The sequence below is a fragment of the Ahrensia kielensis DSM 5890 genome, assembly GCF_000374465.1.
GTDB classification, from domain to species: domain Bacteria; phylum Pseudomonadota; class Alphaproteobacteria; order Rhizobiales; family Rhizobiaceae; genus Ahrensia; species Ahrensia kielensis.
Map to the genome: position 1 here is coordinate 490,784 of NZ_KB894528.1, position 14,596 is coordinate 505,379.

Annotated in this window: 9 protein-coding genes; 4 read left to right on the plus strand and 5 right to left on the minus strand. The window is 48.6% G+C overall.

The window, feature by feature from the left end; translation table 11 throughout:
- Window positions 1-66: 66 nt before the first annotated feature.
- A complete protein-coding gene (locus C504_RS0102395) occupies window positions 67-870 on the minus strand; it encodes a DsbA family protein (RefSeq protein ID WP_018687706.1) in 804 nt (267 codons plus the stop codon).
- 11 nt (window positions 871-881) lie between these two features.
- Window positions 882-2,213: a M48 family metalloprotease gene (locus tag C504_RS0102400; RefSeq protein WP_245555115.1), complete on the minus strand. Its 1,332-nt coding sequence runs from the start codon at window positions 2,211-2,213 to the stop codon at window positions 882-884.
- Between the two features lie 250 nt (window positions 2,214-2,463).
- On the opposite strand from C504_RS0102400, the gene C504_RS0102405 reads away from it, so the two are divergent.
- Complete coding sequence (locus C504_RS0102405) at window positions 2,464-3,573, plus strand: pyridoxal phosphate-dependent aminotransferase (protein WP_018687708.1); 1,110 nt, start codon at window positions 2,464-2,466, stop codon at window positions 3,571-3,573.
- 81 nt (window positions 3,574-3,654) lie between these two features.
- Here the strand turns inward: C504_RS0102405 and C504_RS0102410 are convergent, their stop codons facing one another.
- Window positions 3,655-6,570 carry an Rne/Rng family ribonuclease gene (locus C504_RS0102410; RefSeq protein ID WP_018687709.1) on the minus strand — a complete coding sequence of 972 codons (2,916 nt, stop codon included), beginning with the start codon at window positions 6,568-6,570 and terminating at the stop codon, window positions 3,655-3,657.
- A gap of 686 nt (window positions 6,571-7,256) precedes the next feature.
- Here C504_RS0102410 and C504_RS0102415 point away from each other — a divergent pair.
- The 3 genes from C504_RS0102415 to prfB all read left to right on the plus strand — a co-directional run bounded on the left by C504_RS0102415 (window position 7,257) and on the right by prfB (window position 12,344).
- Entirely contained in the window at window positions 7,257-8,495 is a 1,239-nt protein-coding gene (locus tag C504_RS0102415) for an N-acetylmuramoyl-L-alanine amidase family protein (RefSeq protein WP_026317162.1), read from the plus strand.
- A 177-nt stretch (window positions 8,496-8,672) separates the two neighbouring features.
- The gene (locus tag C504_RS0102420) at window positions 8,673-11,132 is read left to right on the plus strand and encodes a penicillin-binding protein 1A (protein WP_018687711.1); all 2,460 of its coding nucleotides are present in this window, start codon (window positions 8,673-8,675) and stop codon (window positions 11,130-11,132) included.
- Window positions 11,133-11,218: 86 nt separating this feature from the next.
- Window positions 11,219-12,344, plus strand: a protein-coding gene (prfB, locus tag C504_RS0102425; RefSeq protein WP_156815830.1) for a peptide chain release factor 2 whose coding sequence is annotated in 2 segments (ribosomal slippage) — window positions 11,219-11,287 and window positions 11,289-12,344 — 1,125 coding nt in all. Because the reading frame shifts where the segments join, the coding sequence is not laid out codon by codon here.
- Window positions 12,345-12,346: 2 nt separating this feature from the next.
- Here the strand turns inward: prfB and gap are convergent.
- A complete protein-coding gene (gap, locus tag C504_RS17050; RefSeq protein ID WP_041951542.1) occupies window positions 12,347-13,399 on the minus strand; it encodes a type I glyceraldehyde-3-phosphate dehydrogenase in 1,053 nt (350 codons plus the stop codon).
- A 273-nt stretch (window positions 13,400-13,672) separates the two neighbouring features.
- On the minus strand, window positions 13,673-14,161 hold the full coding sequence (locus tag C504_RS0102435) for a hypothetical protein (RefSeq protein ID WP_018687714.1): 489 nt from the start codon (window positions 14,159-14,161) through the stop codon (window positions 13,673-13,675).
- Window positions 14,162-14,596 lie beyond the last annotated feature (435 nt).

The window sequence follows — 14,596 nt, forward strand, 5'->3', positions numbered from 1 at the left end:
GGCTTGTGCCTGAATTATGGGCAGAATCAACCTTATACCCACACTAAATCGCATTTTTTATCGTATTTAACAGTTTGTACTGCCGCATTTGCGCATATTTTCAATTTTTTCGATCAGCAAGTCTTTACCACGTGCGCCAACCACAACTTCGCCGCCAATAACATAAGATGGAGTACCGGTAATGCCTAAACCGCCGGCTAGGCTGTCCGTTTGGCGAAAGCTATCAATGATTGCTGGATTGTTCATTTCATCGCGCAAGGCATCCATATCAACGCCGCTATCTTCTGCAATTTTGAGCGCGAGTGCTTCGTTAAGCTCTGTGTCTTGGCCCATCATTGTCACATGATAATCAAAATACTTTTCTGGCGCAGTGTTTTTATAGGCAAGGGCGACCTTGTGTACGGCAATGGAATTCGGGCCGAAAATAGGAAATTCTTTAAGCACGAATTTCACATTTGGGTCCGTTTCAAGAATATGCTGCATGTCGGGAAGACTGCGGCGGCAATAACTGCAATTATAATCGAAGAATTCAACAATCGTGACATCGCCATCAGGATTACCAAAAACCGGATCAAATGGATTGTTAAAAATAGCGTCGCTAGATTGCGCGAGAATTTCGCTTTTTTGCTTTATCGATTCCTGCTCTTGCTTTGTTTCGAGAGCCTGCTGAACTTCGATCATGATCTCTGGATTTTCAAGCAGATATTCGCGAACGATTTGTCCAATCTCTTCTTTTTCAGCTTGATCAAATGCTGAGGCCGTGCCGATAGACATCATGATGCCAGATGCAGCCAAACAGGATGCGAAAGCCATAGCAGAAACGCTTGTTTGAATGCGTTGTGCTGTCGATTTAAGTGTAATTGGCGTCATAATTATCCCGTTTATCTTTTTGGACTTTTGAATCGGAGTATGTCGTCTGCACGTAACCATTGCGGTGCATTTTTGGGAAATGCCTGCTTAGCACGTGCCGCAAATTGTTTTGCAGACTTATATTGGCCTGCATAGAACTGCGCTTCAGCTGTGGCAAGATTAGCGCTGCCAGTATCGCCCAAGCGGCCATAGGCCATTGCTAGATGCCGATGCGCATTGGAATTGTTTGGATCAAGCGAAATGGCGACTTCTAGCTCTCCCACCGCGCGGCGCAAATCTTCATTTGTACCGCTTAGCACAAGCGCATGGCCTAAACCCACCATCATGGTCGGCGAACGGGCACCATCAATGCGTACAGCATCAGAAAAAGCTTTTGCCGCGCCTTTTGCATCTTGCGCACGCAGCAGTATTTCGCCTTTGATTTCATGATAATAGGCATTGTTTGGGCTGCTCTTGATGAGCTTATCAATCATCGGAACAGCATTGCGCGGATTGCGATACAGAAAGGTGGATATGGCTTGTCCATATTGGTGAGCAACAGAGCCTTTTGCGCCAGAAAACGCGCTTTCCGCAGCATTTGGACCATAGGTATAGGCAAGAATTTTAGCGCGAACCTTATCATGGCGCACTTGCAGCGACGATGAATCTTGCTTGTTAAAATAGGGGCTTTGCTTGGCCAGAATTTCAAGTGCGGCAATGCGCTCGCGGGGCAGAGGGTGGCTCAAGCGGTAAGGGTTGATGCGGTCGCGCACAAGCGACAAATCTTTATGAAAGCGCTCAAAGGTTATTAAAATACCTTTGGTCGATTGTTTCGTCGCATTCAGATAATCAACGGCTGAGCGGTCTGCGGCCAATTCTTCTGTTCGCTGATATGAAAGCAGGCCACGTTGTGCCAGCTCCGCGCCGCCCATGGCTATGCCAGCGCCAGCTCTTGCACCATCGCCGCTGCCTTGAGAAGCTGCGGCAACGACGGTTGCTGCCCCAAGAATGGATGACACAACGGCAATTGTTTGCGCGCGGTCAAGCTGTTGGCGAAGCCTATCTTGGTGGCCACCGGCCAAATGGCCAATTTCATGGGCCAAAACGCCGATCAATTCATTAGGCGTATCTGAGTCCACAATAGCGCCCAGATTGACAAAGATTTTGGTGCCAGAAACAAATGCGTTAAATGATTTGGAATTGACAAGAACCACATCGACGCGGTTTCGCCGAATGCCAGCTACTTTTAAAAGCGGCACGACATAGTCATTCAGCAGCTCTTCAATTTCCGCATCGCGAACAATCGGCAAGTTTGATTGAGCATAGGCTGCCTTCACGGGTGCCATTGAAATAGCAACCAGCATTAAGCCAGCGACAATATTTTTGCGCCATAGTGATTTAAAGCTGATTTTTATCAATTGGCAAAGCCTTCCAATGATTCCATATGAGACACGCCTTACCTCGTGTTGAGCCATTCGTACCGTCATTTGAGCATCAAACAAAGCAAAATCATGGCACTTAACATCAACGTGAAGTGCAAAAGCGAAAGCAAATTAGGAAAAGTCTGTGCAACCGAAACTCTCTACAAGAAGCAATGTTGAACCTTTTCACGCAATGGACGTGCTTGCAGAAGCAAACCGGCTGAAAGCAGCAGGCAATAATGTTTTATCATTGGCGGTTGGTCAGCCAGGGTCGCCAGCCCCTCAAGGGGTGCGCGATGCGGCAGCGCAGGCAGCGCTCCATGCGCCCATTGGTTATACTGATGCGCTTGGCCGTGCCGATACGCGCGAAGCGATTGCACAGCATTATGCTGACCATTATGGCGTAAGCGTCTCACCGGATCGCATTGCAATTACCACTGGGTCATCCGCTGGTTTTATGCTGGCATTTTTAGCGATCACAGAGCCGGGCGGGCGCATTGCCATTGCAGCGCCGGGATATCCTGCTTATCGCAACATCATCAAATCGCTATCGCTTGAGGCTGTCGAAATACCGTCTGGTGATGCGTCAAGCAGCGTATTTGACCTGGATGCGCTTCTTGCTGCGCATAGGACGAAGAAGATTGATGCGCTGATGATTGCTAGCCCTGCAAATCCAACGGGTGCAACAGTGAGCAAGGCTGAGCTGACGCAAATTATCGAGGTTTGTGACCGCGAAGGCATTAGTTTCATTTCTGATGAAATCTATCATCGCCTCAACTATGTGGCTGATGATCTAACGGCATTGTCGGTCAGTGATGATGCCATCGTCATCAATTCATTCTCGAAATATTATTGCATGACGGGTTGGCGCATTGGCTGGATGGTGCTGCCGCAAAACATGGTCAGAACCGTCGAAAGACTGACCCAAAGCCTTTATATTTGTGCGCCTGAAATCAGCCAAATTGCTGCACCCAAAGCATTTGAAGCGACCACGAGTTTGGAACTGATTAAGGACGGTTACCGCGCCAACCGTGCGCTTTTGATGGAAGAACTGCCGAAAATGGGCATCACTTTCGCTGCGCCGCCAGATGGGGCATTTTATGCGTGGTGCGATGTGTCAAAACATACCAATGATTCGATGGTCTTTGCCAAAACGATGCTGCGTGAGATTTTTGTCGCCGCAGCGCCGGGCGTTGATTTTGACCCGATAAATGGCAATCGCTACATGCGTTTTTCCTATGCTGGAAACCATGATGCGATTGCTGAATCAATCGAGAGAATGAAAAACTGGGTATCTGTCTAATACCAGTTTTTAAATCCTAGATACAAAAAAGCCCGCTCTACCAATAAGATAGAGCGGGCTTTTGATTCAGATCGTTAGGCTTTAGCCAAGCAGCTTGCGTGCCCACCATCCGCCTTTTTTAGGCTTCGGCTTGTCGCTTGTTTCAGAAACAACAATCGGTTCAACATCATTATTGATATTGGCCTCTGTTGCCCGAACACGCTTAGGCGCATCTTCTTCGCTGTTGCTAGGCGGCGCTGTTTCGGCAGCAGCTTCAACCGCCACTTCTTCACGCTTTGCCAGAACAGGCTTTTCGGCTGTTTCAACTTTTGGCGTCTCTACGGGAGCAGCAGTTACTTGAACCGCATTGTTGCTTTGTGCAGCAACCGGTTGAGATTCTACCTCAGGAGAGGCGGCCTTATCATTATCGTTCTTGGTATCAGCATCATTCTCGCTGGAACCATTGGCCGTATTATCGCGGCCATTTTCATTACGATTACGTCCTCGGCCACGTCCACGATTTCGGCGGTTACGGCTTTTTGCGTTGCCTTGATTATCACCGTCTTGGTCAGATGAACCATTGTCCTGCTGATCGTTGCCATTGTCTGAAGGCTGTTCGCTTTCAGCTTTCGGGTTGGCTTCATCCCAAGCAGCCGCAAATTCAACCATAGGGCCGATGAGTTCTACATTTGGAACGCGGTCGAACCGGTTTTTACGACCACGACCGCCGCGACGACCACGTGAACGACGGCGGCGCTTACCGCGACCATTGTTGCTGTCATTATCGTCGTTATCGTCACCATCTTGGTTTTCTTGAGTGCCGCTTTCATCATTTTCAGAATCGGATGCGGCATTTTGTGTCTCATCACCATTGCTGTCGCGGTTTTTACCCCCACGGCGGCGGCGGCGGCGCTTATTGCGATTGCCTTGTTCTTCCTCAGTCTTTGGTGCTTCCGGCGTTTCTTCGCCAATCGCATTTTGAATGAGAATTTCGTCATCACCATCTTCAACAATCTCGACGTAGTTTTCGTCTTCGCTGTCGTCGTAATCAATGGTCACATGGGTTGGCGCACGTTTTGGAAGGTTTGAAACCTCGCCGCGATCAATCGCGACCATATCAGCACCAACACTATCATCAATCTCAACGGTAATTTTGAGACCAAAGCGCTGCTCCATGTCGATAAGCGATTCGCGCTTGTCGTTTAGAAGGTAGAGCGCAGTCGAACCAGGTGTGCGCACTGTCACGTGATTCTTATCATTGCGGATCAAATAATCCTCAATTGAACGAATAACATGAAGAGCAACAGACTGCGACGAGCGCACGAGACCAGTGCCTTCACAATGCGGACAGATCTGCATTGTGCTTTCAAGCACGCTGGCACGCATACGTTGGCGGCTCATTTCAAGCAGACCAAAATGCGATATCCGGCCAACTTGAATGCGGGCGCGATCGTTTTTCAGGCAGTCTTTAAGCTTCTTTTCAACCGCACGGTTGTTGCGGTTTTCTTCCATATCAATGAAATCGACCACGATAAGGCCGGCAAGGTCACGCAAGCGTAGCTGGCGCGCAACTTCTTCGGCAGCTTCCAGATTGGTCGCTATTGCCGTTTCCTCAATGGAATGCTCGCGGGTGGATTTGCCCGAGTTCACATCAATGGCCACCAAAGCTTCGGTTTGGTTGATAATAATGTAACCACCCGATTTCAGCGTCACCTGCGGTGTCATCAGCTTATCAAGCTGCGCTTCCATGCCGGTGCGGGCAAAAATGGGCGATGAATCAAGCCAAGGCTTCACCAGCTTTGCGCTGCCCGGCATTAACATCCGCATGAAGTCTTTTGCCTGACGGAAGCCTTCTTCGCCAGCAACCGTAATTTCGCTAATATCTTTGTTAAACAGATCGCGGATCGAACGCTTGATCAGATTGCCTTCTTCATAGACCAGAGACGGTGCAGAAGATGACAATGTCAGATCGCGCACATTATCCCAAAGACGCATCAGATATTCATAGTCGCGCTTGACTTCGCCGCGTGTGCGGTTTGCACCTGCAGTCCGCAAGATAACGCCCATGCCTTTCGGCACTTCGAGATCCTTGACCATGTCTTTCAAACGGCGGCGATCATCCGCGCTTGTGATTTTGCGAGAAATGCCGCCGCCACGTGCGGTGTTTGGCATCAAAACAGAATAGCGACCCGCAAGCGACATATAAGTCGTCAAAGCTGCGCCCTTGTTGCCGCGCTCTTCTTTAACAACCTGTACCAAAATCACTTGGCGACGTTTGATAACTTCTTGAATTTTATATTGTTTGCGCGAAGGACGGCGGCGAGGGCGTGAATCCTCAATCGCGTCATCATCATCGGCAACAACATCGACATCTTCGTCGTTTTGATCATCAGTTTCATTGGCGTCATCTTCATCATCATCTGATGTATCAAGATCGACTTCTTCTGAAATGACATCATTATTGTTTATTGCGGCTGCAACATTGACGACAGCTTCAACAAAAGCGTTCTCGCCATTATTGGCTTTCATCCGTTCTTCATAGATAGCCAGCAGCGCATCAAATGCGACAGGTTCGGCTTCAGGAACAGATTTTTGTGCGTTTGGTTGATGATTGCGGCCATTGCTGTTGCGGTCATCTTTGCGACCACGCCGACGGCGTCCGCGTCCGCGACCTTTGTTTTGGCTGCGCGCTTCGGCTTCTGCGTCATCATCTTCTTCTTCAGCATTCGCAATCGCGGCATCTTCTTCAAGAAGCGCCTGACGGTCTGCCAGCGGAATTTGATAATAATCAGGGTGTATCTCGCTGAATGCGAGAAATCCGTGGCGGTTGCCACCATAATCGACAAATGCAGCCTGTAGCGATGGCTCTACGCGCGTTACTTTTGCGAGATAGATATTACCGCGTATTTGGCGTTTGTGTTGTGATTCAAAATCGAAGTCTTCGAGGCGATTCCCTTTAGTGACGACAACCCGTGTTTCCTCCGGGTGGGAGGAATCGATAAGCATTTTGTTGGACATTGTAGTTTATTCCGACAGTCCACGTGACACCTCTTATAAGCCTATGCGCTGCTGCGGATAGGCGGTGATAAGTAAATGTGCCGAGGCGAACTGATTTTTGTGTGATGTGGCTGCGACGAAGCTTCATGATGATCGCTAAGAGGGGCAACGCGCGAAGCGTTGTCTCATTCCTCATGGCGTTTTTGTACATTCTCATGGCCCGTCGGCATTCCAATTTATGACCGCATATAGCAGTCGGTGATATGTGCCCGGTATCGGGCTAGGACGTGCAATCTCGTAATTAAAGACGCTTGGCCCCTGTTAAAAACCTCTGACCTAGCATGTCGGACAGTGGTAAATTCTTTGTCACACTGGCGCGTATTCGCTCAGTGGATTGCTTCAACTTAGGTTTTCGCATGCAAAGTCGCAAGTGATTTAATTCACAGAGGCGCATTAAGAGGAACGATTAGTGTGAATTTGTTGTCTTGGAATACTTGTTCTTACGTAATGCTTGCTGTGGTAAGGTGTTAAACCTAAGGCAACGTCAAGTTCTTGCTCAATATTATTTGTAAAGCACTGGTTAACCATAAATGCATAAAATGCAGGATAAATAGCGATCAATCATGCGTGTAATTGCGTATATGCCAACAAGCGGGATGGTTTGCGTGTTAGCACGGCAGCAAAATCAACGAACAAATTGGACGCAAATGGTCATCCTGCGCAAAATTTTTGCCTTGCTACTGCTCATCGGTTGGCTGATTGGCGGAATTTCCGTCGCTTACGCACAAAACACCAGTGTACCACTCGCCCTGTCAGCAAAAGTTGAGGGCGGCGATGAAGATATGTCGATCACTCTTATCTTTGACCGCAAAGTTGATATGGTTCCGCAATTGCTTAATCATCCATGGCGTTTGGTGCTTGATTTTGAGCGCCTTGGCTTTGGGTTTGAAATTGACCAGAAAGACTGGTCCGGTTTTGCCTCTGATATGCGGTGGGGCGATATGAGCGATGTAAATTCGCGCATTATCTTTGAAATGGATAAACCATTCCGTATTGCTGAAGTCAAAGCGCAGGAAAACAAAGGCAATAATACATTCAGCCTCACACTTTCGTTAAAGCAGAGTGACAGCGACACTTTTAATGCGGCAATGATTGATAATATGCGCACAAATGCAGTGGTGCAGCGCGACACGAAATCTGATCGTCTCGGCGCGTCTTCAGCACCTGCAGTGTCAAAGAAATTTACAGTTGTGATTGACCCTGGCCATGGCGGCATTGATTCTGGGGCTGTTGGACGTCACCAAACGTTGGAAAAGGAAATCGTTCTGGCCTTTGCCAAAGAATTGAAGAAAAAATTTGATACTGAAGGCAATGTCGAAGCGATTTTGACCCGCGACAGCGATGTATTTATCCCGCTTAATGATCGGGTCCAGTTTGCGCGCCAAAGTAATGCCGACTTATTCATTTCTATTCATGCTGATTCTATTCGTGAAAATTATGTGCGCGGCGCGACCGTTTATACGATTTCAGACAAAGCATCGGATAGAGTTGCTGCAAGCATTGCTGAGTCTGAAAACCGAGCCGATGAAATTGGCGGTATCAATTTTGCCGATGAGCCTGAAGATGTAGCAGATATACTTGTTGATCTCGCACGCAGAGAAACGCTTGGCTTTTCGGTTCAGTTCGCACGGCTTGCTGTATCAAAGCTCCAAGAAGAGACTAAAATGATCAATAACCCGCATCGTCATGCTGGTTTTAGAGTTTTGCGTGCTCCAGATGTGCCGTCTGTATTGATAGAGCTTGGTTATTTATCAAACGCAGAAGATGAAAAGCAGCTAAAGCAAGCGAGTTGGCGCGCAAAAATTGTCAATCAAATTGCGGAATCTGTGAGTCGTTTTGCTGAATTGTCGGGCAGGAGACTCTCAGTGGCCAATGAGAAAGAATGATCTGAACAATAAATCCCTTGTCGTTTTTGTTGCACAATAGCAACGATAGCACGAAGTGTAGGGGAAAATAGCTGGCGTGGATTGGCGGTTGCCATTTTAACGTCTAATTTGGCGTTCAGGCGCAAACACGAAGATTTAAGAGTGTCCTTGGACACTGGTTCAATAGGTGAATTCATAATGTTGAGACTGCTAGGCTATTTTTTTGGCATAGGCGTTGTCATGTTCTTACTCGTTGCGGCGGGTGTATTCATCTATATTGGTGACTTATCAAAAGATCTTCCTGATTACGAAGTTTTGGCCAGTTATGAGCCTCCGGTGACGACCCGTATTCACTCTTCCGACGGGCAGCTAATGGGCGAATTTGCACGCCAGCGGCGTTTGTTTATACCAATTCAGGCTGTGCCGGATCGTGTAAAAGCTGCTTTTCTTTCTGCTGAAGATAAAAACTTTTATCAGCATCAGGGCGTAGACTTTTTGGCCTTAGCGCGGGCTATGGTGACGAACATACAAAATTATCGCAACGATAAACGTATGATTGGTGCCTCCACGATCACGCAGCAGGTCGCGAAAAACTTCCTTCTTACAAATGACAGAACGGTTGATCGTAAAATCAAGGAAGCGATTCTATCGTTCCGAATCGAACAAGCTTACTCAAAAGACCGTATTCTTGAGCTTTATCTTAATGAGATTTTCTTTGGAGCAGGTGCATATGGTATTGCTGGTGCGTCGCTCACCTATTTTGGCAAATCCGTTAATGAGCTTGATTTGCATGAAGCTGCATATTTGGCGACCTTGCCAAAGGCACCGAGCAATTATGACCCATTTGATGACACAGAAGCTGCAACCGAACGCCGTAACTGGATTATCGAACGTATGGTCGAAAACGGTTATGTCACTGGAGAAGAGGCTGAATTAGCGCAAGCCAAAGGCCTTGGCGTTAATTATCGCCGATCTGGCTCTTACGTTTTTGCCGCTGAATATTTCACCGAAGAAGCCCGCAAAGAAGTGATCGACCGCTATGGCGAAGATGCACTTTATGAAGGCGGCTTATCGGTTCGTACAACACTTGACCCTCGCTTGCAGGATATTGCTCGGCGCTCATTACAATCTGCTTTGATTAAATATGACCGCGGTTGGGGCTGGCGTGGTGCAGAAAAAACAATCGACATTTCTGGCGATTGGGGTATCCCACTTGCTGCGCAGAAAGCATTGCGAGATCGTCCAGAATGGGATGTTGCCGCTGTTTTATCCGTGTCTGAAAATGGCGCAGATATCGGTCTTAGACCAGCTACAGAGGTTTCAGGTGCCGTCGACGGTGAGCGTAAGCGCGGCTTCATTAAAGCCGAAGGCTTAAAATGGGCTTTCCGCATGCGCGACAAAGAAAGCAATCGCGTAACCGCCAAATCAATTGATGATGTTCTTAAACCTGGCGACGTCATCTTTGTCGAAAAATCAGGTGAGGGCAACGAATATGACCTTCGCCAAGTTCCCAAAGTGTCTGGCGCCTTGGTGTCTATGGACCCAAATACGGGACGTGTATTGGCAATGGCGGGCGGTTTTTCTTATTATGAATCGCAGTTCAACCGAGCCACGCAAGCCAATCGTCAGCCCGGCTCATCATTCAAACCGTTCGTTTATGCCGCTGCGCTCGATAATGGCTACACGCCAGCTTCTGTTATCTTAGATGCGCCTATTAAGCTTGTTTCGGGCGGCGAAGTCTGGGAGCCAAAAAACTATTCAGGCGGCGGTGCTGGACCATCGACATTGCGTCTTGGTATTGAGCGCTCACGTAACTTGATGACGGTCCGTCTTGCAAAAGATATGGGCATGCGCCTTGTTGCTGATTATGCTGAGCATTTCGGTATTTATGATAAAATGCTGCCGGTCCTTGCGATGTCGCTCGGTTCTGGTGAAACAACTGTCATGCGCATGGTTTCAGCCTTTTCTGTGCTTGCAAATGGCGGACGTCAGATAAAGCCATCAATTATCGACCGCGTTCAAGACCGTTATGGCAAAACGATTTACAAGCAAGACAGCCGGATTTGTGAAGGCTGCAACGCGTCGCGCTGGGTTGGCCAAGATGAGCCAGAGCTCGTTGATACGCGTGACCAAATTCTTGATCCGATGACGGCTTACCAAATCACATCAATGATGGAAGGCGTTGTCCTGCGCGGTACTGCCACGAAACTTCAAGCGCTCGGCCGTCCGATCGCTGGTAAAACGGGCACGACCAATGATGAAAAGGATGCTTGGTTCGTTGGTTATACGCCCAATATGGTAACCGGCGTCTATATCGGTTTCGACCGTCCACGTGCGATGGGCAGAGGGTCGACAGGCGGTGAACTTGCAGCGCCCGTATTTCAAGCCTTTATGTCCGAAGCGCTTGAGGGCGTAGCGCCCGTGAGCTTCAAAGTGCCGGACGGCATGACGATCATCAACATCAACCGCAAAACTGGTTTGCAGGCGGATGGTCCTGTTGGCGGCGATATTATCGCTGAAGCCTTTAAGCCTGGCACTGGTCCTGCGGATACTTATTTCGTGATTGGTGAAGAAGTAGCGCAGCAGCGCGAACGCCAGCGGGCAATTTCACCCAATGCACAACGCGCTGTAGAAACAAACTCCGGTGGACTTTTCTAACCATTGACCCCTTTACATTGTACTCAGGCTTTTCCTAAAAGCCTGAGATATCATTTGTAACTCATTTCAAATTTGGACCTTTATTTATGCGCGCGGAAATTTCGGCACTTGTCGATGACATCAAGCAGGCGATTGCCCTGTTGAGGAGGCATCTTTGACTGGGATGCAGCTTCCAAAAGATTAGATTATCTAAATTCACGCGCCGAAGATGCTGATCTTTGGAATGACCCCGATGAAGCGCAAAAATTGATGCAAGAGCGCCAGCGCCTTGAAGAGATGACAGGCGCGATCAAAGCATTTGACCAAAATCTGGCCGATAGTGTTGAACTCATTGCGATGGGCGAAGAAGAAGGTGACCAAGATACGGTAACCGACGCCGAAGAGATCATTAAATCCATGCAGGGCGACATTGAGAAAATGTCGATTGAGGCTTTGCTGTCTGGCGAACTTGATTCCAGCGATACTTTTGTTGAAGTGCATTCTGGTGCTGGCGGAACGGAAAGCCAAGACTGGGCGAGCATGCTGTTCCGCATGTATTCGCGCTGGGCAGAACGCCGCGGCTTTAAAGTGGAATTGCAGGAATATTCTGCCGGTGATGAAGCTGGCATTAAATCCGCAACCATTCTTGTCAAAGGCCACAACGCCTATGGCTGGCTGAAAACAGAAACGGGCGTTCACCGCTTAGTGCGCATTTCGCCATTTGATTCCAATGATCGCCGCCACACATCGTTTTCCTCCGTTGGTGTCTATCCTGTGATTGACGATAACATTGAAGTTGAAGTGTTGGATAAGGATATCCGCATCGATACATTCCGCTCATCCGGTGCAGGCGGTCAGCACGTGAACACAACGGATTCCGCGGTTCGGATCACACACTTTCCAACGGGCATCGTTGTGACTTCATCAGAAAAATCACAGCACCAAAACCGTGCGAACTGTATGAAAGCATTGCGTGCGCGGCTTTATGACATGGAAATGAAAAAGCGCGAAGATGCGGCTGCGGCCTCCCATGATGGCAAAACCGATATTGGCTGGGGCCACCAAATTCGCTCTTATGTGATGCAACCCTATCAGCTGGTCAAAGACTTGCGCACCGGCGTTGAATCAACATCGCCGCAAGATGTGCTCGACGGTGCGCTTGACCCGTTTATGGAAGCTGCCTTGGCCGCCAAAGTTGACGGCGCTAAAGGCGATGTGGACGATCTAAACTGATCTTAAGCCGCGGCAACCAATCTATCAGCTTTTACGGGCTGAGCCGCTTGCATGACTTTTCCCATATGTCGCGCGACATCAGTCATGCGGCATGAAAACCCCCATTCATTGTCATACCAAGCCATAACCTGAACCATTGTGTCGCTCATAACCTTGGTTTGCGCAGGGGCAAAGCATGATGATGCAGGGTTGTGGTTAAAGTCGATGGAAACTTTTGGCGCAGGATCATAAGACACGATGCCCTTGAGCGGGCCTTCAGCGGCAACGCGCATCGCCTCATTGATCTCGTCGATTGTGGTGGCGCGTGAGGCAACGAACTTCAAATCAACCAGCGAAACATTTGGCGTTGGCACGCGCACAGATGAGCCGTCCAATTTGCCGTTAAGCTCAGGGATTACGAGACCAACAGCTTTTGCGGCACCGGTTGATGTGGGGATCATGGAGTTGGCAGCAGCGCGTGCGCGGTAAACATCCTTGTGGTGACGGTCGAGCGTTGGCTGATCGCCGGTAAAAGAGTGAACCGTGGTCATAAAGCCATGCTCAATGCCAATTGCTTTGTTCAAAACATAAGCCATCGGCGCAAGGCAATTGGTGGTGCATGATGCGGCTGAAACAACCAAATCATCCGGCGTTATTTCTTCGTGATTGACGCCGTAAACAATTGTTTTGTCTGCGGGTTTGCCAGGGGCAGAAAGCAACACGCGTTTTGCGCCAGCCTCAATATGCGGCATGGATTTTTCCGTCGAATTAAACGCGCCCGTACATTCCAGCACAATATCAACGCCCAAATCATCCCAAGGCAAGTTCGCTGGATTGCGGTCTGCAAAGAACGGCACAAAACCGCGACCCGTATCGAACCCTTTTTCAGTTTCGGTAATTTCACCCGGAAATAGACCATGCACAGAATCATAGCGGAGCAAATGTGCGTGGGTGGAAACTGGACCGGAATTGTTGATCGCAACAACCTCAATATCATCGCATCCAAGCTCTTGAATGGCGCGGTATGTTAGTCGGCCAATGCGTCCGAACCCGTTAATGGCAACACGAATAGTCATTAAAAATCTCCAATTTTTAGTGCTAACGCACACATCTTCGCCGCCACTTAGTTTAATTTTTTTAAAAACGAAACCCTCCAGAAATTTATTAAACGATTGAAATAATAAAGAATTCACAGGCCTGGTAAATTTAAATGTTTTAAATCGGTTTAAACGAAAGCAGTATTGCGAACCAATCACCAAGAGGGTGTGACGCGCGGAGATGTATTCGCGCAGCTGCATCATCGCACTCTGGTTTGAGGCAATTTAAACGACACAACAATGTAAGTGGCATCAGGGCGGGATGGCGTCTTCAAGCATAGGGGCAGGGTGTGTCATTGATAGGCCGTCAGAAAACGCATTGCTTTGCGCGGCAAGTTTCATCGCTGCAACCCGCGCACGCGCAGCCATAAAGTTGGCCAATCGCCGCATGATAGCGCGCAGATTAAGCAATATATGCCGCAAAGATTTTAGGCGTTTGATGATGCCACCAATTGTAAGCGTGCCAAGCGTGAACGCGCTGTTGAAAGCCATAAGGACACTGGCCGCTTTCTCATAGTCCGGCGCAAAACGCTTTTTAGTTTGGCCAGAATAGAAAATTGCAACCAGCAAGCACAGGGTGGCTTTTTCAGCATTTATGATGAGATCGAGAACCCATGCGGACAAACGACGCGGTAGCGGCTTGTCTGCGCGCACATTGATAAAATAGGCCGCACTTAGCCAGCAGAAAACAATGCGCAAAAGCGCAATCCTGTTTCTTTCTATGGCGACGGCGATGCTCATACGCGCTCCGTTGTTTGGCGCACATTATGAGGAAGGGAGCGGCGGGGTGGATAAGATTTTAGTTTGCGAGGTTAAAATCACCGCCGCCGTCATTCCTGAGCTTGACTAGAACAAGCGTAGTGACGTGGGAAGGAATCCATTCCGTGAAACTGGTGAAGAGTACATTCTTGGAAGAATTGAGCGTGTTGCAAACATGCCGCTATGGATTCCTGTGACAAGCACAGGAATGACGGGGAGTATGGAAGCGATAGGAATTGGAGGCTGACCCTCTGAATTACGAAGGTCTTACTTGAAGTTTAAAATGCCACCAATTCTGTCACAATTTTTACAATCCGACAAAACCCCTCCTAATTTTCTGTCACGGATTTACATCATTTTTGCGCGGTGAAACACGATTTATCTGGCTTTTGCTGCACCGCACTCATTAGACATTGC